The organism is Nocardia fodinahabitans (assembly GCF_052983615.1).
Genome location: NZ_JBRJJC010000001.1, coordinates 1777310 through 1798819, shown reverse-complemented (window position 1 = coordinate 1798819; position 21510 = coordinate 1777310). Strand labels below are relative to the sequence as shown.

Annotated in this window: 15 protein-coding genes; 6 read left to right on the top strand and 9 right to left on the bottom strand. The window is 71.8% G+C overall.

The features are described 5' to 3' along the window. Positions 1-23: 23 nt before the first annotated feature. Genes NV348_RS08315 through NV348_RS08295 form a run of 5 tightly spaced genes read right to left on the bottom strand, consistent with a single transcriptional unit; the run spans position 24 to position 10400 of the window. A complete protein-coding gene (locus tag NV348_RS08315; protein WP_447146494.1) occupies positions 24-2423 on the bottom strand; it encodes an ADP-ribosylglycohydrolase family protein in 2400 nt (799 codons plus the stop codon). Positions 2424-2479: 56 nt separating this feature from the next. Next, entirely contained in the window at positions 2480-3643 is a 1164-nt protein-coding gene (locus NV348_RS08310; RefSeq protein WP_447146493.1) for a VWA domain-containing protein, read from the bottom strand. A 52-nt stretch (positions 3644-3695) separates the two neighbouring features. Beyond that, positions 3696-6353: a DUF5682 family protein gene (locus NV348_RS08305; protein ID WP_447146492.1), complete on the bottom strand. Its 2658-nt coding sequence runs from the start codon at positions 6351-6353 to the stop codon at positions 3696-3698. Between the two features lie 49 nt (positions 6354-6402). Then, a complete protein-coding gene (locus NV348_RS08300) occupies positions 6403-7503 on the bottom strand; it encodes an ATP-binding protein (protein ID WP_447146491.1) in 1101 nt (366 codons plus the stop codon). Further along, a complete protein-coding gene (locus tag NV348_RS08295; protein WP_447146490.1) occupies positions 7500-10400 on the bottom strand; it encodes an SWIM zinc finger family protein in 2901 nt (966 codons plus the stop codon). Before NV348_RS08295 ends, NV348_RS08300 begins: the two co-directional genes overlap by 4 nt. Before the next feature lie 427 nt (positions 10401-10827). Here NV348_RS08295 and NV348_RS08290 point away from each other — a divergent pair, with 427 nt between their 5' ends. From NV348_RS08290 to NV348_RS08275, 4 genes are all read left to right on the top strand, one after another. Continuing rightward, entirely contained in the window at positions 10828-13485 is a 2658-nt protein-coding gene (locus NV348_RS08290; RefSeq protein ID WP_447146489.1) for an AAA family ATPase, read from the top strand. A 70-nt stretch (positions 13486-13555) separates the two neighbouring features. Further along, the gene (locus NV348_RS08285; protein WP_447146488.1) at positions 13556-13981 is read left to right on the top strand and encodes a hypothetical protein; all 426 of its coding nucleotides are present in this window, start codon (positions 13556-13558) and stop codon (positions 13979-13981) included. A 35-nt stretch (positions 13982-14016) separates the two neighbouring features. Next, positions 14017-14415, top strand: coding sequence for a YchJ family protein (locus NV348_RS08280; RefSeq protein ID WP_447146487.1), 399 nt, complete (start codon positions 14017-14019; stop codon positions 14413-14415). Positions 14416-14440: 25 nt separating this feature from the next. After that, positions 14441-14716 (top strand): Rdx family protein, encoded by a 276-nt coding sequence (locus tag NV348_RS08275; RefSeq protein ID WP_189026555.1) that lies wholly within the window; start codon positions 14441-14443, stop codon positions 14714-14716. 8 nt (positions 14717-14724) lie between these two features. On the opposite strand, the gene NV348_RS08270 is transcribed toward NV348_RS08275, so the two are convergent. Next, the gene (locus NV348_RS08270) at positions 14725-14946 is read right to left on the bottom strand and encodes an FmdB family zinc ribbon protein (protein WP_447146486.1); all 222 of its coding nucleotides are present in this window, start codon (positions 14944-14946) and stop codon (positions 14725-14727) included. 356 nt (positions 14947-15302) lie between these two features. Here NV348_RS08270 and NV348_RS08265 point away from each other — a divergent pair, with 356 nt between their 5' ends. Then, a complete protein-coding gene (locus tag NV348_RS08265; protein ID WP_447146485.1) occupies positions 15303-16880 on the top strand; it encodes a carboxylesterase/lipase family protein in 1578 nt (525 codons plus the stop codon). A gap of 98 nt (positions 16881-16978) precedes the next feature. On the opposite strand, the gene manB is transcribed toward NV348_RS08265, so the two are convergent. Genes manB through rfbD form a run of 3 tightly spaced genes read right to left on the bottom strand, consistent with a single transcriptional unit; the run spans position 16979 to position 19859 of the window. After that, a complete protein-coding gene (gene manB, locus NV348_RS08260) occupies positions 16979-18058 on the bottom strand; it encodes a mannose-1-phosphate guanylyltransferase (protein WP_447146484.1) in 1080 nt (359 codons plus the stop codon). A gap of 35 nt (positions 18059-18093) precedes the next feature. Further along, positions 18094-18972, bottom strand: coding sequence for a glycosyltransferase family 2 protein (locus NV348_RS08255; protein ID WP_447150981.1), 879 nt, complete (start codon positions 18970-18972; stop codon positions 18094-18096). A gap of 29 nt (positions 18973-19001) precedes the next feature. Continuing rightward, positions 19002-19859 (bottom strand): dTDP-4-dehydrorhamnose reductase, encoded by an 858-nt coding sequence (gene rfbD / locus NV348_RS08250; protein WP_447146483.1) that lies wholly within the window; start codon positions 19857-19859, stop codon positions 19002-19004. Positions 19860-20091: 232 nt separating this feature from the next. Between rfbD and NV348_RS08245 the strand changes: the two genes are divergently transcribed. Continuing rightward, positions 20092-21510, top strand: a complete 1419-nt coding sequence (locus NV348_RS08245) for an LCP family protein (RefSeq protein WP_447150980.1) — start codon at positions 20092-20094, stop codon at positions 21508-21510.

Sequence of the window (21510 nt, the reverse complement as noted above, 5' to 3'; positions counted from 1 at the left end):
CTGGTCCGATCGGCGCGATCCGCCTACGCCGGGTATCGGTCGTACCAGTCGTCGGTGGGCTGGCCGTGGGCGTCGCGGGGTGGGGTGAGGCCGAATTCGGTGCAGTAGTCGGTGGCGAGGCGGTCCAGGGCGGCGCGGGCATCGACGGTGTCGGACCAGCGGCGGGGGAGGGCGGCGCGGCCGTAGCGGGCGCCGAGGAGGCTGCCCGCGATCGAGCCGGTGGCGTCGCTGTCACCGGAGTGGTTGACCGACAACAGGAGTCCGGTGCGGACGATCTCGTGGGCGGCACCGCCCCGGAATTCCGCAGCCAGCACGGCGAACACGGCGATGGCCAGAGCCTCGGGACCGATCCAGCCCTGGCCGAGGGATTCGACCTCCTCGGGGGCCGGTCCGCGACCGGCGCGCGCGGTCGCCTCGGCCAGTGCGACAGCGGCATCGACAGCGGCCGAGGTCTCCTCGTGATCGGGGTAGGTCGCCAGTTCGGCTCGGGCGCGCGCGAGCGCTGTCGTGGTGTCGTTTCCCCGGGCGAGCTGGTAGATCAGCGCCGACAGCGTGCCCGCGGGCAGCCAGCCGCTGGGATGGCCGTGCGTCAGTGCGGCCGCGTCACAACCCAATTCGAAGATCGCCCCGGTGGCCGCGCCGGAACGGTCTGCGGCGTAACCGAATCCGCACGGCGCCGCACGCATCACCGCGCCGCTGCCCTTGGAATGGTTGATCGGCTGCTGACGGGTCCCCAGCGGGGCGGTCGGCGCGCGGCGCGCGGCCGCCTGGCGCAGGGCCGTGTACACCGAATTCGCCACGCCGCGTTGCTCGATCAGTTCAGGGTAGGCGCCGAGTGAACTGTGCAGCGTGAAGGGCTGGTCGGGCAGTTCGACGACCTGACCACGCAACCAGACGAGCATGCCCTGCTGCAACAGGCCCATGGTCGCTCCGCCGATGCCCTTGGCCCGGGCCCGCACCGAACCGCGAATCAGCGCCTCCACCGTGAACGCGGTCAGCTGCGTCTCCTCCGAGATGCGCAGGATGTCGGCGTCGGTGAGTCCCGCCTGCCCGTACTGATCCCGGATCTGCCGCAGCGACCTGGTTTCGATCGGCGCGCCGAGCGCGTCACCGATCGCGCCCCCGATCAGACATCCGTGCACCGCGTTCAGCCACCCCGAGCCGGCACTGGCTACAGCGTCGCTGCTCCGGCGCGGGTGTTCGAGCCTGGGCGCCGCCGGGGAAGCCTGGCCGTCACCTCGCTGCCCAGGGGCGCGCTGACCGGACACCGGGGAGCCGGCCGCCGTGTCGGAGTGCCGGTGTGGATGCCGGGTGTCGATCCGTGGCCCGCTGCCCGCGGACGTCAGGCCACGCGCGGTCGGGTCGAGCCGGCGGGACAGGTCCGGTTCCGGGGCTCGACGTGGCTGCTGGGATTCGGTGCGGGCCGGACTCGCGGTGCTGGTCGAGTGCCCGGCGCCGCTGCCACGGAGGTCGTGGCCGGGCCGGGTTTCCGGTGCGCTACCCGTGGTCGGCAGCCCGCCGGTCCGGGGCTGGGCCGGGGTGCTGAGCGGGAGGACTCCGCTCGGCGCGGACGGCGCTCGGCGGCGGATGGCCTCGGCGAAGGCAGCCGCGAACTCGGTGCAGGTGGGGAACCGTCGGGCGGGTTCCTTGGCCATGGCCTTGGCGAGGACGGCGTCGACGGCGGCAGGCAGGGGAGCCGATCGACGAGTGCTGGCCCGCGGGGGAACGGCGGTGAGATGGCCGAGCATGACGGTCGCCGGATTGGGCGCGTCGTACGGGCCGGTGCCGGTGAGCAGCCGGAAGATGGTGCACGCCAAGGAGTACTGGTCGCCGCGGCCGTCCAGCGGTGCGCTGCTGAGTTGTTCGGGGGAGGCGTAGGCGATGGTGGCGGTGAACTGGCCGGTGCGGGTGAGACCGCCGGTGTCGTCGAGGAGTTTCGCGATGCCGAAGTCGGTGAGCAGCACGCGTTCGTCGAAGCCGGCGCCGACGCCCGCGGTCCGGGAGAGCAGGATGTTGGCCGGTTTCACGTCGCGGTGCAGTACGCCCTGGCGGTGCGCGTAGTCCAGCGCGCTCGCGGTCTGGGTGACCACCTGGGCGATCCGCTCGATCCCGAACTGCGGCACCGGGACCGCCGCCGCGTCGACACCGTCGACGAACTGCATGGCGATCCACAGCTGGTCCTCGTCGACGCCGCGGTCGTAGACGGTGATGATGTTCGGGTGATCAAGCTGCGCGACCAGGTCCGCTTCCCGTTCGAACCTGGTCCGGATCTCGAAGTCGGTGAACAGGTCACGGTGCATGAGCTTGAGCGCGGTCAGCCGCGGCAGCCGCCGATCACGGGCCGCGTACACCGCGCCCATCCCACCGCGTCCCAGCTCCCGCTCGATGACGAACCCGGCGAACACCTCTCCGCGCCGCAACATCGCCTCACCCCGTTCACCGAACCCGATCGCTTCGCAGCCTAGCGAAACTCACGGTCCTACACGGCGGGAGCGTGGGTGTCGGCCCAGTGCGTGATGTCGCCCCGGTCGAGGGCGGTCGCCAGCAGATCGGGGAATTTGTCCGGGGTGCAGGCGAAGGCGGGGATGCCGAGCGCGGCCAGCGCGGCGGCATTGTCGTGGTCGTAGGCGGGCGCGCCCTCGTCCGACAGCGCCAGCAGGACCACCACCTGGACGCCCGCCTCCTTCATCGCGTTGCACCGGCGCAGCATCTCCTCGCGCACGCCGCCCTCGTAGAGATCGGAGATGAGCACGAACAGGCTGTCGGTGGGCCGGGTGATCAGCGACTGCGAGTAGGCGATGGCGCGGTTGATATCGGTGCCGCCGCCGAGCTGGGTGCCGAACAGCACGTCGACCGGGTCGCTGAGCTGATCGGTGAGGTCGACGACCTCGGTGTCGAACACCACCAGCGAGGTCTTCAGCGACCGCATCGACGCCAGTACCGCGCCGAAGACCGACGCGTAGACGACACTGGCCGCCATCGAGCCGGATTGGTCGATGGCCAGCACCACGTCGCGCTGGATCGACTGCGCCTTGCGCCCATAGCCGACCAGCCGTTCCGGCACGACGGTGCGATGCTCGGGCAGGTAGTTGGCCAGGTTCTTGCGGATGGTCCGGTCGAAGTCGATGTCGCGCAGTTTCGGGCGGTGGGTGCGGGCCGAGCGATTGATCGCGCCGGTGACCGCGGCGACGGTCTTGGCGGCGATGCGCCGCTCGATCTCGCGCACCACCTTCTCGACCACCATCCGGGCGGTGGCCTTGGTGGTTTCCGGCATCACCCGGTTCAAGCCGAGCAGCGTCCCCACCAGGTGTACATCGGGTTCCACCGATTCCAGCAGTTCCGGTTCGAGCAGCAGCTGGGTGAGATTCAGCCGCTGCACGGCATCGCGCTGCATCACCTCGACCACGGTCGCCGGGAAGTAGGTGCGGATGTCGCCGAGCCAGCGCGCCACGCGCGGCGCCGAACCGCCCAGTCCGCCCGACCTTTTCGTCGATCCACCGGCCTCGCCGGTGTTGTAGAGGGCGCCGAGGGCCTGGTCCATGGCTTGGTCGGGTCCCGAGGACAGGCCGCCGAGCTGTTCCTCCGCGGCCTGCCCGAGGACGAGTCGCCAACGGCGCGAATGGTTGTCGTCGATATCGGTCATGCGGGCTGCTCCTGGTGATCGAGCGGGCAGTGCTGCGGCGACGGGGGCACGGTCATCCGGCGGCCCCGAGGATCGCGGTGGCGGCACGCAGGGCCAGCTGCCCGCGAGCCGGGTCGATCGGGGTCGCGCCGGTGACGGCGGCCGGTGCGGAACCGGTGTCGCGCAGGGCCTGGCCGATGGCGCGGCGCTCGCCGGACTCGAAGGATCCGAAGGTGCGGCGCAGCAGGGGCAGGGTGGCGACGAACTGGTCCTCGGTGAGCTCGCGGAGCCAATCGTCGATGCGGCGCAACAACTCCCGATCGTGGACCAGGAGCAGGCCGCGCCCGCCGAGGAAGCCGTCGATCCAGGCGGCCTTGGCGGCGGGGGTATTGCCGACCGACAGGGCGGCGGCCAGGCGGCGGGCCGAGTCGGCGTCGTCGATGCGTTCGGCGTCGCACAGCAGGCGCACCGCGCGGCCGCTGATCGCGCCGTGCACATCGTCGCGGTCGGCGATGCGCTGCAACGTGGCCAGCCATTCGGCGGTGGTGTGGTCGTCGTCGCGGGTCCTGATCGCGGTGTGCGCGGCATCGATCTGGGCACGCAACGCCGCGGCCGCGTCGGTGTCGAGGCCGGTGACCGCGCCGGGCAGACCGGCGCAGATCCGCACCAGCAGACCGTCGGCGACATGGGCCAGCGCCTTGGTGTCGGTGCCGCGCACATCGCCGTAGCGCAGGGTCCTGGTCAGTCCGGGAAGCGCGCCGAGCAGGTGGGTGACGTCGTGGTCGAGGGCCGCGGCCGCTTCCAGCCGGGTGATCAGGCCGTCGGTGGCGCCGCCCAGATCGGCGAGCAGCGCCATCTCCAGCGCGTCGGCGAGGTCGGCGACGGAGACGCCGTCCCGGCTCGCGGTGTCGAGGATCTTCGCCTCGGCGGCGGTGCGCAGCGTGGTGCCCCAGACCGCGGCCTCGACGATGCGGACCTCGAATTCCGGTTCCCAGCGCAGGGTCCAGGTCTCCCGGAAGGTGCCGGTGTTGCGGACCTCGCCGACCGTCGGGGTGCCCCAGTCGACGCCGAGCAGCCGCAGCCGGTGCAGCAGATGCGAGCGCTCGACATCGCGCTCCTTGCGCAGGTCCAGATCGACCGTGCGGGCCAGGGCTTCCTGCTTGAGCCGCAGGGTCTTGCTCCGCGCTCGCAGATCCGCCGCCAGCGGCACGGTCGGGGTGTCCTCGGGGACGCCGCCGAGGGTTTCGCCGACGACGAGTTCGTCGATCACCAGCCGCAGCATGGTCTCGTCGCCACCGCACATCACCGCGCGCACGGCCTCGGTGACCTCGGACAATCCGGCCAGCGGACGCCCGCGCAGGGCGGCCAGCGTGTCGGCCAGCCGCACCGACTCGATGATGTGCGCGCTCGACACCGGCAGATCGTGCGCCCGCAGCACGCCCGCGACCTTCGTCAGCCATCGCGCCACCGGACGCTCGGTCTCGGTGAACAGGTGGTGGTACCAGCCCGGCGAGGTGACCCCGGCCCCGTACCCAGAGCCCGCCGCCAGCCGCGAATGCGTCCACGGCACCCAGGTCAGCGCGGTCTTGGTCTTCGGCAATCCTCTCAGCAGCCGGGCATCCGGCGCCGCCGGTCCGAGCGGCCCGGTCAACGCGGGTGCGTGCCAGGCGCCGCACACCACCGCCAGTCGCTTCGACCCGTCCTTGAGCGTCTGCCGCATCACCTGCCGCATGTACGCCTCACGCCGCAGGGTGTGCTGATCGACGACCAGCGGTGCGAGCGCGGGATTCTCGGGATCTGCTGCGAGGGGAGCGCCCGATCCAGGTGTGGGCGAGACGCTGTCCGGTGGTTCCGATGCGGCCGAGGGCGCGCCCGCAGGGGACCGCGCGTCATCGGGCTGCGTCGACGGAGTGCGATCGGTTGCGTTTCCCGGCGCATCCGGCAGCCTCGCCTCGCTCGGGTGTTCGCCGTCGCGTGGAAGCGCTGTCTCGGCCGGGAGCGCGGTGTCTCCCGGGCGCGTGGCGGGGTCGGACGCCGGCGTCGCCTGGTCGGAGTCCCTGGCCGGCGCGTGGTGGATCGCGTCTTCGCGCAGAGTGGCCATCGCTTCGGTGATCGCGTCGAAAGCCGCACTGTCCGGCACGGATTCGACGACGGCGTCCCACCAGCGCTCGGCGTCGTCGTAGCCCGCCGCCGTCGCCAGGGCGGCCAGCGGGTCGGTGCGGTCACCGCGGGAGTCGTCCTCGGCGGCCAGGACATTCGCGGCGGGCAGGTCGCAGAAGCGCACCGGTACGGCGTGGTCGACGCCGTAGCGCATGGCCTGCCACTCCGGGGAGAACACCGCGAACGGCCAGAAGGCCGCGCGCGCAGGGGAGTCCGGGACGTAGGCCAGCAGGGCGACCGGCGGATTCATGGTGTCGGCGGCGACGAATCCGACGAGGGGGTCGGCGTCGGCGGGGCCTTCGATGAGGATGGCGTCGGGGCGGAACTCCGCCAGCGCCTGCCGCAGCGATCGGGCTGAGCCCGGGCCGTGGTGGCGGATCCCGAAGACTCGCGTGTGGGCGGCCTCTCCCGCATCGGCCACGTGGCCCGGGCCGGCCGCGGCGAGCACCGGGCCGTGCGTGGCCGGCGCCGCGGTGACTTGCGCGCCCGGCTCGGCTGCCTGGCCGGTCGCATGGTCCGCGGCGCTCGTCGGATCGTGATCCGCGATCGCGCCGTCGGTCTGTCGATTCATCGAAAACCCCATGTGTGCGGTCTGTTCCGTCCTCCCCGTCGGCCCGGCGTCAGTTCGAGATCTCGCGGCAGGCGCGGTAGAAGTCGGCCCAGTCCGGGCGCTCGCGCACCACGGCCTCGAGGTATTCGGTCCAGATCACCGAGTCGGCGACGGGATCCTTGATCACCGAACCGAGGACGGCGCCCGCGATGTCGGAGGCCCGCAGCACGCCGTCACCGAAATGAGCCGACAGGGCGAGCCCGTTGGTGATCACCGAGATGGCCTCGGCCGTGGACAGGGTGCCCGAGGGCGACTTGAGCTTGGTGCGGCCGTCGGCGGTGATCCCGGAGCGCAGTTCCCGGAACACCCGTACCACCCGGCGGACCTCCTCGGCCGCGGCGGGCACGGTCGGCAATTCCAGTGCGGCGCCGAGCTGTTCGACCCGCCTGCTGACGATGGCGACCTCGGAATCCTCGTCGGCGGGCAGCGGCAGCACCACGGTGTTGAAGCGGCGGCGCAGCGCCGAGGACAGATCGTTCACGCCGCGGTCGCGGTCGTTGGCGGTGGCGATCACATTGAAACCCTTGGCCGCCTGCACTTCCGCGCCCAGCTCGGGCACCGGCAGGGTTTTCTCGGACAGGATGGTGATCAGCGCGTCCTGCACATCGGACGGGATGCGGGTGAGCTCTTCGATGCGCGCGATCGCCCCGGTCCGCATGGCCGTCATCACCGGCGAGGCGACCAGCGCGGCGTCGCTGGGCCCCTCGGCCAGCAGCCTGGCGTAGTTCCAGCCGTAGCGGATGGCCTCCTCGGCGGTCCCCGAGGTGCCCTGCACCAGCAGCGTCGACTCGCCGCTGATCGCGGCCGAGAGATGCTCCGACACCCAGGTTTTCGCGGTGCCGGGCACCCCGAGCAGCAGCAGGGCGCGATCGGTGGCCAGGGTCGCGACGGCCACCTCCATCAGCCGCCGCGGCCCGACGTACTTCGGCGTGATGACCGTGCCGTCGTCGAGCGTGCCACCGAGGACATAGGTGACCACCGCCCACGGCGAGAGCCGCCAGGACGGCGGGCGCGGCCGGTCATCGACGCGCGCCAGTGCGGCCATCTCGTCGGCGAAGGCCTGTTCGGCGTGCGGACGCAGCAGGGTGGTTGCCGGTTCGGTGGTGGTCATCGCAGCTCCTCGAGCATGGTCGCGCGGTCGGTGAGATCGTGGGCGAGTCGGTGGAAGGCCTGTTGCCAGGCGGGGTCGTCGGTGCTGTCGGCGAGCGCGGTGACGCGCTCGGCCAGGTCGACGGGCAGATGTATGCCCGCCGCGGTGATCAGGGCGCGGTCGGCGTAGACGCCGGCGTTCGCGTGGGCCTGGCGGGAGGTCGTGCGGGCGCGTTCGCCGAGCAGCCGCACCACGTGGTCGGCGACCGGTCGTGGCCACGGATGGTCGAGGCCGGGCAGGATCGCGTGCAGTTCGGTGAGCTGGTGCGCGTCCAGGTCGAGCACGTGCTCGATCCGGTCGGCGGCGTCGAGCAGGGTGAACAGTTCGCGGCGGCGCAGCACGGCCTGCTCGGTCGGGGAGGCGTGCGCGAACAGCGCACGGGCCCAGGTGGTGTCGCGCTGGGCGAGGGCGGCGTCGACCCAGCCGTCGACGATCGCCTTGGCGTAGCGCGGCGGCAGGGTCAGGGTCAGGGCGGCGGTCGCGGTGGCCGATCCGGTGGCGCCGACGAGCTGATCCCACGCGGTCAGCGGGGTCGCCGCGATCGCCTGGTGCAGGGTCTTGAGCGTCGAGTCCGGGGTGTCCCAGCGCAGGGTGGCCTGGTCGGTGCCGTCGGTGATGCCGTCGCGCCTGGCCTGCGCGTCGACGGCGGCGGGCACCGCGACCTCGACCGTGCCGTCGGCGCCGACGCGCAGCCACGACGACACCAGCGCCGCCATCCGCTGCCCGAGCGCCGAACCGGGCAACCGGGCCAGCAGGCCCGCCGCGGTGCGCCGAACATCGCCGCGTCGATCGTCGAGGGCCCGCTCGAGTAGTGCCTCGTCGTCGAGACTCAGCCCGTCGACGAGGAGCGCGAGCAGCTCGGCTTTGATCGGACCCGACTCCTTGGCCCACGCGGTGCTCAGCACCTCGAGCGCGGCGGCGGGATCGGTGCGGCGCAGCCGCGCCAGCCAGTCTTTGCGCTCGCCGGCCGCGCCGAACAGCCAGACATCTTGTGCGCCAGGTGCTCCGGTGACTTCTTCGGGTGCGGTCGTCTCGATCGCGGCCCGATCCACCGGGAACGAGTCGAGCAGGGCGGACCAGGCCGGGTTCCGCGCCGCCAGCCACCGGCCACGACGACCGGCCAGCCGCAGCAGCGGTCCGCGCAGCTGGCCGTCGGAGGCGGCGGTGAGCGCTTGTACGCACAGCACGTCCGGCAGCCGGAAGTCGAACGGTGCCGCGGCGGTGAACCACTCGGGCAGGAACGCCGACTTGTCGGTCAGCAGGCGGCCGAGGCGGTCGGCGGCCTGCCGGGGCAGCAATAGACGCGGGTCGTCCGGCGCGGGTTCCGGCTTCGGCGCGGCGCCCGGCATCCGGCCGCCGCGCAGGTACAGATCCTGCAGGGCCGCCGCGTCGAGCAACCGGACCGCGGGTTCGCCGGAGCGCTGCGGCACCGCCGCGGTGACGGCCGCATCGAGCCGGACGCCGTCCGCGCTGCGCCGCGCGGTGCCGAGCAGCGCGACCGAAACCAGTTCGGCGAGTTCGGGAGTCGGTGCCGAGTGGGTGGAGAACTCGGTCTCCAGATCGGTGACCTCGCCCGCGCTGAACACCGAGATCGGATCGAACCCGTCGGCGCGCCACTCGCCGGTGACCGTCACCGGATGACCGCCGGCTACCGCGAACAGCCGCCACGGCCGCACCCCGGCGGGCAGCGGCAGCGCGGCGCCCTCGGCGTCGACGAGCTGCCAGCCGTGCTCGTCGAGCACCGGCACCACGTCGGCCAGCACGGCGGGCCAGGCGCGCAGCCACGGATCGTCGCCGAGTGCCGACGCGTAGGCGTCGAGCGCGTCGCCGATGGTGACGCCGCCGATCACTGGCACGGTGGTGAACGGCTCGGGGACGCCGTGGCGGGCGCCCCACTGCACGCGCAGCGGCGCGGCGCCGGGGTAGTAGTGCAGATCGGCGTCGACCTGGTGGCCGGGCGCGGGCACCTCACCGGTGAAATTCGGTGTGCCGAAAGAATGTTCGATCAGGACCGCCCAGCGTCCGCTGCTCCGGCCGCGCAACCAGGTGCGCCGGGTGTGCAGCCGCTCCTCCTCGCTGACCCGCATGCCGAGCACCAGCCAGCGATCACGCACCGCGGGCTCGGCGAGCACCGTCTCGGCCTGCGTCGGATAGCCGACGTGGGTACGGATACCCGCCCGCAGCGGCTCCGGGACGGCGTCGATGGTGCGATGGGCCAGAACCAGCAGATGCAGCCGGGCGTACTCGCGCAGCAGCAGCTCGGGCCAGTGTTCGGTGGTCACCACGGCGGCGGGCAGCCGGCGCAGTGTCGCGGCGATGCCGGGCGCCTGGGCGTCGACCATGCGGGCCGCGATGGCCTCGTAGGCGGCGAACGAACGGTCGGTCTGGGCCAGGCCGGTCCGGATCTGGTCGGTGAGCCACACCTCCAGCTCGGTCAGCCCCGCCGACACCCTGGCCCGGCGTTGCTCGACGGTCGCCTGCGACGGCGTCGAGGCGGCCTTGGCCTTGGGCGGTGCCGCCGCCTTGGCCGCCCGGCCCGCCAGCCACTCCGCCGCGAAATCGGCGGGCGCGTCCTGCGCCGCCACCGCGCCGCCGGACCAGCTCAGCAGCAGCGACAGCGCGTGCTTGCACGGGAACTTGCGGCTCGGGCACGAGCACTTGTACGCGGGCCCGGCCAGATCGACGACCGTCTGATAGGGCTTGGACCCGCTGCCCTGGCACAATCCCCACACCGCGCTCCCCGTGGCGCCGGTCTCGCGCCAGCGACCGGCCAGCTTGCGTGCGGCAGCCAGTGAGCTCGCGTCCGGCGCGAGTGCGCGGACCTGGTCCTCGGTCCACGGCGCCTGTCGGTCGGTCATCGCCTTCCCCCGTTCTCTGTCGCCGAAATATCTACCCCAGGGGACCGACAACTGCCGTTCACGTCGGCGAATCTCCTGGAAAACGCTGCCGCTGTAGCAGATTCACGCTGTTGGACTTGCTGCCTGCGGCAAAGTCTGGCATTCTGACATGTTCGGCTCGCCCGGACCGCCCACGTCGCTCACCGCAGCGTAGCGCGGGTGTGAACACCTCATCGAGCTGCCCGCCGGGGTGGGCGAGGGGTGGACATCGAGCGGCCCGCCGTGGCCGCACGATGGCCATTCCACTCCCGCGGGCAGATTCGCTGGGGCACTGCGCATCCCCTGGGCGAACGCTCCGCGATCAGGTAGCGTTTGCCGAGGAGGATCTCGTGGGCCGGGCAGATCGGCCGCCGCGGTGCGTGCGGCCGCGAAGGGGGATGTCGCAGAAGTGTGCTCGGATCGGATCGCCGAGGTGGTCGCGCGTGAGCTCGCCGCCGACCCCGCCGTGGAGGGGCGGGTCGCCGAGTGCGTGCTGGCAGCCCTCGCCGAGGCCGACGGTGATCGAGCCGCACCCGATTCCGGTGACACCGGGGTATTCCTGCGCTCGATCACCGTGCACGGCTTCCGCGGCATCGGGCCGACGGCCATGCTTCGCTTGAACCCAGGGCCAGGGCTGACGTTGGTCGTCGGGCGCAACGGCAGCGGCAAGTCCAGCTTCGCCGAGGCCGCCGAGTTCGCGTTGACCGGGGGCAACCGGCGCTGGGACGGCCGCTCGACCGCGTGGCGCGAAGGCTGGCGCAACCTGCACGAACCCGACCTCGCCCGGATCGAGGTCGACCTGCTCACGGCGGGCGAGCAGGCCGAGCTCACGGTCGCCACCCACTGGGCGCCCGGCAGCGAGCTCGGCGAGGCGCAGTGGACGGAGCGCCGCGGCACGGACCGCACCGTCGCGATCGACCCGCGCGCCAGGCGCGGCCGGCTCGATCTGTACCGCCCGTTCCTGTCCTACAGCGAACTCGGCGCACTCGTCGACGGCAAGCCGAGCGACCTGTTCGACGCGCTGCACCGCCTGCTCGGCCTCGACGAACTGGCCGCCGCCGCCGAACACATCCGCCTGCGCAAGCTGGAACTCGAACGCGCCGTGAAGGATTCCCGGCAATCGCGCACCGACCTGCTCGCCGAACTCGCCGACGTCGACGACGATCGTGCCCGCCACGTCGCCGACCTGCTGCGCGTCCCCGAGCCCGACCTCGACGCGGTGGCCGCAGCGGTAGCCGGTTCGGTGCTCGGCCCCGAGGGACCCGATGGTCTCCGGGCGATCTTGCGCCTTTCCTTGCCGGACGCGACACAGGTCGCCGCGGCGGTCGATCGCCTCGCCGAGGCCGCTGCCACGCTGTCGCGCTACGCCACCACCGACGCCGAGTCGGACCTACGCGTCCTCGAACTACTCACCCGTGCCCGCGAACACGTCACCGCCGGCGGCACCTGTCCCTGCCCGGTCTGCGGACGCGGCGACCTCGACACCGCTTGGCTCGCCGCCGCCGATGCCGAGATCGACCAGCGCGCCGGACAACTCGCCGCACTGCGCGCGGCCCGCGCGGAGTTCGAGACGGCGGTGGCGGGCGCCCGCTCGCTCACTTCGCGCATGCCCGCCGAGCTCGGCGCCGCGCAACCGACACCGGTGGTCCGTGCGCCCGCGGTCGGCGGTGAGGTCGTCTCGGGCGACGGTGCCGTGCGAGGCGACAGGGCCACGTCTGGCGACCGAGCTGTCGGCGACCGCGCCGTGCCGGGTGGCAGGGCCGAGTCCGGTGACGGCGCGCCGGGTGGGACCGCCGTAGCCGGTAGTGGGGCTGCGCTGGTCGGTGGTGGGACGGCGTCGGGTGACGGGCCGGCGATCGGTGGCGCCAGTCCCCTCAGGCGGCAGTCGTCGGTGGTGCGCGATCTCTGGTCGGTGTGGGCCGAGCTCGGCGAGGCAGACCACGATGACGAGTTCCCGCAGCGTCTGCGGGACACCTATGCCGAGCTCGCCGCCGAACTAGCTGCCCTGCAACGTGATACCCGCGGCGAGCTCGATCGCCTCGATTCCGTGTGGTCCCCACTCGTCCCGCGCATCCTCGCCTGGCTCGACCCCGCCCGCGCGGTCTCCGCCGACGCGGGTGAACTGCGGGTGGTGAAGAAGGCGGCGGACTGGCTCAAGTCGGCGACCGCGACGATTCGCGGCGAACGGATGCGCCCGCTGGAGAGTACCGCGCGCTGGGTGTGGAGCACGCTGCGGCAGCAGAGCAATGTGGAACTCGGCGCGATCCGGTTGCAGGGCAGCACGGGCACGGCCCGGCGGGTCCTGCTGGATGTGACCGTCGACGAGGTGGACGGTGCCGCGCTCGGCGTGATGAGTCAGGGTGAGCTGCACGCGCTCGGGCTGTCGCTGTTCCTGCCGCGAGCGACGATGTCGCACAGCCCGTTCCGCTTCGTGATGATCGACGACCCGGTGCAGGCGATGGACCCGGCGAAGGTCGACGGCCTGGCCAGGGTGCTGGCCGAGGTGGCGACCACCCGGCAGGTGGTGGTGTTCACCCACGACGAGCGCCTCGCCGAGGCGGTGCGCCGCATGCAGCTCGACGCCACCGTGCTCGAGGTGCAGCGCCGGGAACGTTCCGTGGTCGAGGTCAGGGTGACCGGTGACCCGGTGCGCCGCTACCTCGACGACGCCCGCTCGCTGCTGCGCACCCCGCAGCTGCCGCCCGCCATCGCCGACGAGCTCGTCGCCACCTGCTGCCGCTCCGCGATCGAGGCGGCGGGTCTGGCCAAGGCCCGCCAGGAACTGCTCGCCACCGGCCTCGATCACGCCGAAGTGGAACGGCGAGTGCGCAATGCCCACACCACCCGCGCCATGATCACCCTGGCGATCATGGGCCCGCGCGCCCGCGTCGACGACCTCAACAAGCATCTGAGCGCGGTCGGCGGTCGCTGGCTGGTCGGTGTCCTGCGCGACGCCACCGCGGGCGCGCACGTGCCGATCGACCGCCCGATGCGTGAATTGATCAGTGACACCGAACGATTCATCTCCTGGCTGCGCGCGCACGAGCCCGCCGCGGTGCGCTCGTGACCAGCGACATCGGCACTCGGCCGGTCGGCCGTCCCCGCGCTCGGCGTCATGGCGCGTCGGTGGTGCGTCGATGAACCGCCGGAGCAGGCCGCGGCGCCCGAAGTTCACCCCGCGCCCCTCGGTGGCCGAACGGCTGGAGGCCGCCGAGAACCTGCTGTCCGGCGATGTCTCCGATGCCGGCGGGGTGTGGTCGCGGGCGGTCGCGTGGATCCTGCGGCTCGCGCTCGAGCAGGCCGTCGACGAGCTGTGGGCGCAGATCGCGCCCGAACTCATGCGCTGTCCGATGCGGGCCCAGCTGCTGGCCTTGCGGGTGTACGCGGGACCCGAGACGGCCGGGCAGGTCGGCGCAGTGTGGGCGGCGCTGTCCCGGGCGGCCCACCACCTCGACTACGAGATGGCTCCCAGCGTGACCGATCTGCGGCGCTGGCGCGATCAGACCGGCGACCTCGCGCGGACGCTGGAACTGGTCCCGCTCGCGCACCAGCCGTTCGGCTGATCCCGCGTGGCCGCCGCCGGTCGCGACCCGGCAGGATGACCGGCATGGGTGAAGCGAAACCGTGTCCGTGCCGCCGCGGCGAACCGTTCGACGACTGCTGCGGACCGATCCTGGCAGGCACCCGGCCCGCGCCTACCGCCGAGACCCTCATGCGCTCGCGCTACACGGCCTATGTCGTCGGCGACGTCGACTACCTGCTGCGTTCCTGGCATCCGAACACCCGGCCCGCCGAGCTCGAGCTCGACCCGGCCCAGCGGTGGCTGTTCCTGGAGATCGTCGGCACGCAGCGCGGCGGGCCGTTCGACGACAACGGCACCGTCGAGTTCATCGCCCACTACAAGGTGGACGGCGTGCGCGACGCGATGCACGAGAACAGCACCTTCGTCCGGGTCGACGGCGCGTGGGTCTACCTCGACGGCACGTTCCACGCCTGAAATACCACTGGTGGATACTGGCCCCGTGCCCAGGATCGCGATCGAGTACTGCACCCAATGCCGCTGGCTGCTGCGCGCGAGCTGGATGGCCCAGGAGCTGCTGACCACCTTCGCCACCGACCTCGGCGAGGTCGCCCTGGTCCCCGGTCAGGGCGGCATCTTCCGGATCACTCTCGACGGCGAACAGCTGTGGGAACGCAAGGCCGACGGCGGTTTCCCCGACATCGCCGTCCTCAAGCAGCGCGTGCGCGACCGCATCGCCCCCGACCGCGACCTCGGCCACGTCGACCGCCGCGACTGAGCGCTACCTCAGCAGCAGCCCCCGCCACCACAGCATCCGCCACCGGTAGGCCGCGGCGCCGCGACCGGCGCGGGCGCGCTCCCACGGCCGACGGTCCCGAAGGTGGTCAGGAGTTTGACTGTGTCGTCGTGGCCCGCCGGGCACGCGGCCGGATCCGACGCTTGCGCCATCGGCCGGTTCACCTCGAACGTGTCGCCGCAGGAGCGGCACCGGAAGCTGTAGTTCGGCATCGGCACAGTGTAGGCGGGCGATCGCGATCAGCAGGCGCCGAAGGTCAGCGTACTTATAGCTAACCGGCTGGCTGTGCCGGCCGATGCCCGCGCTCGGGTCTCGGGGTAGCGACCGGCATCGGCGGGTAGGGGGTGGGGACGCTGTTGCCGTGGCCGAATCCACATCGTGACCGCCGGGCAGTGCGCTGAAAAGCGGATTCGGTGTGTTTCGCGGAGTAACTGTTACCTGTGGGAATGGTGCGTTGGGACGCTGACCGGGGCGGGCGGACGTACTCTCGTAAGGAGTCACCAGTGCTGCGGCCTGCGGGAGCAAATGCACAGGCACCCGCGGGGTCGCGCCGGCTAGGAGGTGTGCGATGAGCATTCAGTCCGATCTCGACGCCGACGTGCGGACTCACGAGGCCGAACCGCTGGCTCACACGGAGTACGGAACCGTCAGCGGGACCTGGGACGGGCCGATCGCGGTATGGCGCAGCGTCCCGTACGCCGCCGCACCCGCCGGACCGGCCCGCTTCTCGCCGCCGCGGCCGCCGCAATCCTGGGACGGCGTGCGCGATTGCGTCGTGTTCGGTGACATCGCCCCGCAGGCGATGGGGGCGATGGTGCCGGTCGACTCCGATCTGGCCATGGGCGAGGACTGCCTGTGGGTCAATGTCTGGTCACCGCGACCCGAGCCGAGCGACGACGACCCGCGACCGGTGATGGTGTGGCTGCACGGCGGCGCCTACTGCCTCGGCACCGCGGCGCAGACCATCTACGACGGGCGCAAGCTGGCCGAGGCGGGCGACGTGGTCGTCGTGTCGGTGAACTACCGGCTCGGCGTGCTCGGCTTCCTCGATCTGTCCTCGTTTGGCGAGCCGTTCACCCCGAATCTCGGCTTGCACGATCAGCTGGCGGCGCTGGCCTGGGTGCGCGACAACATCGCCGCGTTCGGCGGCGACCCGGGCAATGTCACCGTGTTCGGTGAGTCCTCGGGCGCGGGCTGTGTCACGGCGCTGCTCACCTCGCCGGCGGCGGCGGGGCTGTTCCACAAGGCGATCACCCAGAGTCCGCCCGCCACCACGGTATTCGGGCAGGAGCGCGCGGCCGTCGTCGCGCAGCGCTACCTGGAACTGCTCGAACTCGGTTCCGGCGAGGCGGGTCGGCTGCTGGAGCTGCCGATCGAGCGGCTCGTCGAGATCGGCGCGGTGCTGCTCGACGAGGTGCCGATCAAGGAACCGGGCAGGCTCGCGGCGGCGCCGGTCGTCGACGGTGAGCTGCTGCCCGGCTATCCGATCGACCGTTTTCAGCAGGGGCGTTCACATCGGATACCGCTGCTGATCGGGACCAATCGGGACGAGGCCTCGCTGTTCCGGGTGCTGCGCTCGCCGATCATGCCGGTGACGCCCGACGCGGTGAACGCGATGCTGCGCGATGTCGCGGCCTCGCATCCGGAGATGTCACCCGAGCGGATCGCCGAGATCACCTCGGCCTACCCCGATCTGGCGAAAACCCGTGGGGCGCTGGCCATGTCGACCGACGCGGCGTTCCGGATGCCCGCCGCCTGGGTCGCCGAAGGGCACGCCCGGCACTCGCCGACCTGGATGTACCGCTTCGACTACGCGACCCCGATGCTGAAGGCCGCGCGCGTGGGCGCCGGGCACGCCACCGAGTTGCCGTATGTCTTCGGGAATTTCGGCACGCTCAACCACGATCCGACCTTCTGGCTCGGCGGCCGCAAGGCCTCGGTCGCGGTCTCGGGCCGCATGCAGCGTCGCTGGCTCGCCTTCGTCGAACACGGTGTGCCCGCGGCGCTGGACGGCTCCAAGCACTGGCCCCACTACCGGCCCTCGGCTCGGACCACCCTGCTCATCGACACCATCGACCGCGTCGTCGACAACCCCGACGCCGACCTGCACACCGCCTGGGGCGACCAGGCGGTCGGCTTCAGCTAGCCGCGCTCAGCCGCAGAACCTGCATCACCCCGCGCAACCGGGCGCCACCGGCAGAAAGGCCGCCACCGGACATCCGGCAGCGGCCTCCCAACGATCTGTCAGACGTCGGTGGAGAAGCGGATGCCGCCGTCGGGGATCTCCACGCCCGGCCACACCCTGGCCCCGCGCAGGAGTTCGCAGCGGGCGCCGATGTTGGCGCCGTCGCCGATCACGCCGTCCCGGACCAGGGCGCGCGGACCGATCCGGGCGCCGAAGCCGATGATGGAGCGTTCGACGGTCGCGCCCGCTTCGACGACCGCGCCGTCGAAGATGACCGCGCCGTCCAGACGGGCACCGGCACCGATCTCGGCGCCACGGCCGACCACGGTGCCGCCGATGAGCAGCGCGCCAGGGGCGACACCCGCACCGGGATGCACCAGCGACTCGCCTCGCTGACCCGGCAGCGCGGGCGAGGGGGCGATGCCGCGGACCAGGTCGGCCGAGCCGCGCACGAAGTCCTCCGGGGTGCCCATATCGCGCCAGTAGGAGGCGTCGACGTGGCCCTGCACCCGCGCGCCCTCGGCCAGCAGCGCGGGGAAGACCTCGCGCTCGACCGAGACCGGACGACCGGTCGGGATCTTCTCGATGTACTCGCGGCGGAACACGTAGCAACCCGCGTTGATCTGGTCGGTCGGCGGATCCTGGGTCTTCTCCAGGAACGCGGTGACCCGGCCGTCGGCGTCGGTCGGCACGCAGCCGAAGGCCCGCGGGTCGCTGACCCGGACCAGGTGCAGGGTGACGTCGGCGTTGGTCGACTCGTGGGTGTCGAGGATCGCGCCCAGATCGGTGCCGCCCAGGACGTCGCCGTTGAACACCATCACGTTGTCCGCGCGCAGCTTGGGCAGCACGTTGCGGATACCGCCGCCGGTGCCCAGCGGCTCGGTCTCGGTGACGTACTCGAGCTCGAGCCCCAGGTCGGAGCCGTCACCGAAGTGCTCTTCGAACACCTCGGCCTTGAACGAGGTGCCCAGCACCACGTGGGTGATCCCGGCCTCGGCGATGCGGGCCAGCAGGTGGGTCAGGAACGGCAGCCCGGCCGTCGGCAGCATCGGCTTGGGCGCCGAGAGGGTGAGCGGACGCAGCCGCGTGCCCTGTCCGCCGACGAGGATGACCGCGTCGGTGCCTGAGTTGCCTGCCATCGAGTTTCCCCTGTTCACAGTGGACCGCCGCCTACTCAGGCGCCGGTTCGCGCTTTCTCGCGCAGCGCCGATCGAACCGCAATCCGGCAGCGAACCGCAAGTCCGGCGCGCAGCGCGCCTCGCAACGGCGCCTGCCACCAGTGCGGATGCCGGTCGGCCTGGAAGCGGTAGGCACTCGCGTGGTGGGCGGGCAGCATGAGTTCGGGGTGCTTGCCCGCGGCGTGGCCCTTGGCGTGGGTCACCTCGGCGTCGGGGACGAATACATTGTGCCAGCCCGCCCTGCCCATGCGGTCACCGAAATCCACGTCCTCCATGTACATGAAGTAGCGCGAGTCGAAGCCGTCGATGGTGTCGAACGCGGCCCGGCGCACCAGCAGGCAGGAGCCGGACAGCCAGCCGACCACCCGCTCGGAGATCTCCTCGTTCTCCTGCCGGTACCGCACCGACCAAGGGTTCTTCGGCCAGATCGTGCCCAGGATGGCGTGGCCCGCGCCGTCGGCGAGGCCGGGGACGCGGCGCGCGGACGGGTAGACGCTGCCGTCGGGCTCACGGACCATCGGACCGATGGCGCCGGCGCGCGGCCAGCGCTGGGCGGCCGCGAGCATCTTGTCGATGGAATCGACGCCCCACCGGATGTCCGGGTTGGCCAGGATCACGAACTCGATCGACGGGTCGATCTCGGCGACGGCCCGGTTGATGGCACCGCCGTAGCCGATGTTGCCGCCGGTCCGCAGCAGCCGTACGTGCGAGTTGGCCTCGGCGACGAGCTCGGGCACGCCGTCGGTCGAGCCGTTGTCGGCCAGGATCACCTGCGGCTTCTCGCTGGTGGCGTCGGCCAGGGTGGTGATGAAGTGCTCGAGGTGCTCGCCCGGTGAATAAGTCACCGTGACGACGGCAAGGCCCGCGGGGGCCACGGAATCGGCTGCGTTCACGACTGGGCAGCCTAGTCGGACACGCGCCGGAGTGCGTCGGCTAGTGCGGAACGCCAAGGCCGCAACGGGGTGAGACCCGCCGCGTCCCACGCCGCGGGGGACAGCACCGAATAGGCCGGTCGCGGTGCGGGTCTGGGGAACGCGCTCGAATCACACGGCAGCACCCGCGCCGGATCCGCCCCGACCTCGGTGAAGACGGCGACGGCGAGATCGAACCAGGTGGCGGTGCCGGAGTTGGTGGCGTGCAGCACCCGCGGTGCGTCGGGCCGGGTACTCAACTCGAGCAGCGCGGCCGCGAGATCGGCGGCGCTGGTGGGGGAACCGAGCTGGTCGTCGACCACGGTGACGGTGTCGCGTTCGCGCTCCAGCCTGCGCATGGTCGCGACGAAATCCCCCTCGACACCGGAGTACACCCAGGCGGTGCGCACGACCTGCGCGTCCGGGCTCAGTTCCCGCACGGCCTGCTCGCCCGCCAGCTTCGACCGGCCGTAGACCGTCGCGGGCCCGGTGGGGTCGCCGGGTTCGTAGGGCGTGCGCGCGGTGCCGGGGAAGACGTAGTCGGTGGAGACGTGGATCAGCCGCGCGCCCGCCGCGGCGCAGGCGGCGGCCAGGACGGCGGGTCCGGTGGCATTGGCGGCGAAGGCGGCGTCGCGGTCGGTCTCGGCGGCGTCGACCGCGGTGTAGGCGGCGCAGTTGAGCAACACCGCGCCCGGGCTGAGGACGGCGTCGACGGCCGCGCGATCGGTGATGTCGAGCTCGGCTCTGCCGTAGCCCGAGGACGCGGGCGCGAGCCGCAGGATCTCTCGCCCCAGCAGGCCGCGCGCTCCGGTTACGATCAGCCGGGAGGGGACGGGGAAATCGGGGTTCACGCGGCCAGTCTGGCACGCCGGAACACCTGCGGTTCGGCGCGACTGTGGTAACTGTTGGTTAGCCTGTGATGGCCGGTGTCGGTGGACGAGCCCAGGCATAGGAGATGGCGGGGTTTGCCGGGGGGCGATTCGGAGCCGGGCGCGGAGTTCGTCGAGAGGATCACGAGTGCGAGAGTCGACACGACCACCCACGGTCGCCACGCAGACCGGTGCCGTCGGCCCGGTGAAGGTGATGGTGGCGATCTCGGCGGTGCTGGTGCTCGCCCTCACCGGATTCGCGTGGCGCAGCGTCGACAATCTGATCGCCAATATCGATCGGATCGGCGGCCTCGGACTCGGCGGCGGCCGCGACGGCGCGGTCGACATCCTGCTCGTCGGCGTCGACAGCCGCACCGACGCGCATGGCAACCCGCTGACCTCCGCCGAGCGCGCGATGCTGCACGCCGGCGACGAGGTGGGCACCAACACCGACACCATCGTGCTGGTCCGGGTGCCCAACGACGGCCGCTCCGCCACCGCGATCTCGATCCCGCGCGACTCCTACGTCGACATTCCCGGCCAGGGCAAGGGCAAGATCAACTCCGCCTACGGCTCCACCAAGGAGACCGAACGCGCCGAGCTGCTGGCCGAGGGCCGTTCCGAAGCCGACGCCGAACGCGACTCGACCAAGTCGGGCAGGCAGGCGCTGATCAAGTCGGTGGCCTCGCTCACCGGCATCACCGTCGACCACTACGCCGAGGTCAGCCTGCTCGGCTTCGTGCTGCTCACCGATGCCGTGGGTGGGGTCGAGGTGTGCCTGAACAACGCGGTGGACGAATGGATGTCGGGCGCGGACTTCCCGGCCGGGCAGCAGCGCCTGGACGGTCAGCAGGCGCTGAGCTTCGTGCGCCAGCGGCACGGACTGCCGCGCGGTGACATCGATCGCATCGTGCGTCAGCAGGTGTTCATGGCCCAGCTGGTCGGCCAGCTGCTCAATGCCAAGATCCTGGCGAATCCGGGCAAGCTCGGCGAGATCAGCGAGGCGGTCGGGCGCACGGTGGTCCTCGACGAGGACTGGGACGTGCTGGCCTTCCTGCAGCAGCTCAAGGATCTCTCCGGCGGCAAGGTGGAATTCGAGACCATCCCGGTCGCCGACCTCAACAGCATGACCTCGGCGGGCGAATCGGTGGTCCGGGTCGAGCCGAAGGCGGTGCAGGATTACGTCGCGGGGCTCGTGGGCGAGGAGAAGAAGGGCGGCGAGGACAAGCCGAAGCTCGACCCGTCGACGGTGACCGTCAGCGTGTTCAACGCGGGCGGTAAGGCCGGGCTGGCCGCCAAGGTGTCGTCGGCGTTGACCGGCAAGGGTTTCCGCGAGGGCCTGGTGGGCAATTACTCCGGTGGCAGCGTGAGTTCGAGCCGGGTGCTCGCCGTGGACGCCGAGGATCCGAAGGCCGCGGCGGTGGCCGAGGCACTGGGCGGTCTCACCGTGATCGCGGATCCGTCACTGTCGGCGGATACCGTGAGCGTGGTGCTGGCGAGCGACTACTCTGGTCCGGGCTCGGCCGCGGCAGGCATGTTCGATTTCGACGGAACATCCTCGGCGACCGCGACGCCAGTACCGCCAGCCCCGCCGATCGACGCAGGCCAGAACGGACCGAAATGCGTGAACTGA